1 pseudogene is annotated in these 2,177 nt (G+C 47.8%); it reads left to right on the forward strand.

What is annotated here, in order from left to right:
* Positions 1-1,858: pseudogene (locus AC3A8L_RS21140) on the forward strand (transglutaminase-like domain-containing protein); the annotation flags it as partial.
* Positions 1,859-2,177 lie beyond the last annotated feature (319 nt).

The raw sequence follows: 2,177 nt of genomic DNA on the forward strand, positions 1-2,177 counted from the left end.
GAGCCGTGGCGTAGTCGAGCGTGCCGGTGATAGCTGGGTACCCATGGATGCCAGCTTTAAACAGCACGATTTTGCCGCCGGCATGGATTTACAAAACAACGTGCCCTTTGATGCCGAAAGCCTAGCGCTGGACTTAGAAGCGAAAATGACCGTGAACGAAGACGAAGGCTGGGTACAAGGCTCGCCACAGGCCTTGTTAGAAGAACAGCTCGCCAGCTTTCAAACAGAGCTAGAAAACTACGTGACCGAGCAAAACCCCGACGCCACCGTGGGTGAAGTACTCGGTTTACAAAGCATTAACATACTGCCCGCGCGGCCACTAGCCGACGGCCTACCCTACCAACGCATTATTACCAGCCAGCGTTTTAACCACACACCAGAAAGTTTGCAGCACAAATTCCACTATCGTTTATTCACCCAAAACTTGGGCTACGCCGAAGACGCGTTAATCACCTTCGAACAACCCACCGCCGCCTTGGCCGGTAAAGCGATAAGCCTAAGCTTTGTACCGGCAACGGAAGATGATGAAGCCATCATTGCCAGCTACCTACCCGAGCCCGATGCAAACGGCGAAGTTAACCCCGCCGACTTACCCCAAAGCTTGCCCGGCTATTTAATTAACCTTAACGCGGAATTCACCGTGGATGGCAAAGTGATCCACACCGCGCCCGCCGGTACAATGGGTACTGAATTGCACGAAACCATGGGCTACTGGAACCCCCACGAAGGCGAACGCACCAGTACCAACTTCCCCATTGCCGGTAGTTATCGTGCGATTGGTTTAGATTTACAAGGCGCTAGCCCCCTGCATGCGGCCAAGTTACAAGCGGAGCTAGAACACACCAAAGCCGCGCTGGAAAACACCGATGAGACGCAATTGGCCGCGTTGACCAAACATTCATTAGTCGGTAACTTGTTATACGCCACCGTCTTTAATTATTTCGCGATGAATGATTTACAAGACCAAATCGCCGCACAAAGCGCCAATATTCTCACCCACCGCTTGCCGAGCTACGGGACTTTTAGTACAAACCTACAACCGCAGTATTTTTATGGTATACCAAGGCAAGTAAATTTCAGTGGGTTGAGTATGGATATCGATAGATTGCGATATCAGCGTGTGGCAAAGAATGGCAGTAATGAAGAGGCAGTGGCGTTTACGCAGGCTGCTGGGGCGAGAAGTAGCGCTTTTGAGCACCTAATTCCAGAGCAGATATTTTCGACCGAGGATGCTCCTGCCGAAGGAATCAGTGCAGTAAAAGCGCTTGCTATTGCCGCGGCTGAAGGCCAAAAAATCTGGACGATAGACCAAAGTAATGTGGATTTAGCATTAGGCCAGCTTGAGTTAACTGATGGAGCGGAAACGGATATTCGCAATGCTGTGTTTGCAGGGAAAGTCGCTACCGCCCATGAAAACCAGATTAATTTTAATGGTTGGATTGGTGAGGGTTATATTTTGATTGACCCTGATACGGGTGCTGGGGCTTATATTATTAGTGGTGGGGGGAATGGGGCGTACTTGCTAATTATCGGGTTGGCCGCATTACTACTTATGGCAATTGGTATATTTATCTCTGGCGGAATTGGCTTGGCTGCACTTCCTTTTTTTATGTCTGCTCTTGCCGTGTCGCTCGGTAATGTTACCAGAGGCCTTGCCTTGATATTTGATTCTGCAGGGAAAAGTACATTGGCGACTTATCTATGTGGGTTTTCAACATTTTCATATGCATGGGGAACATTCTCCCTACTAGGGAGAATACCGTTTGTAAAGAATTTAATGGCAAAAAGCATTATAAATTATACTGCGAACGGAGCGGCAACACTATCGCTAATCCCGTTGTGCATTATGGAGAAGTAATATGCAAAAATACTCAAAGACCATCATGCCTAGCGCTTTTGGTTCCGCTTCAGTAATTCCGTTCATTCAATGGAAATATTTTGGGCTCGAAGGGTGGGAGTTAGTGGTTACTCCTACCGCAATAATTTTGTTTGCATTTCTGATGTACACAATTGCAAAGAAAATTGAAAGTCGCGAGAAATAGATGTAGTAAATGGCAGTTATTTTGTCTGGCTTAAAAAATGGAAAAATCGCCGAAATTAAGCTCGAGTAATAGCTGGAACAGGCACGCTAAAAAGATAACGATGTGATCCACACCGCGCCCGCCGGTACAATGGGT

The sequence above is a fragment of the Marinagarivorans sp. genome (genome assembly GCF_982758155.1).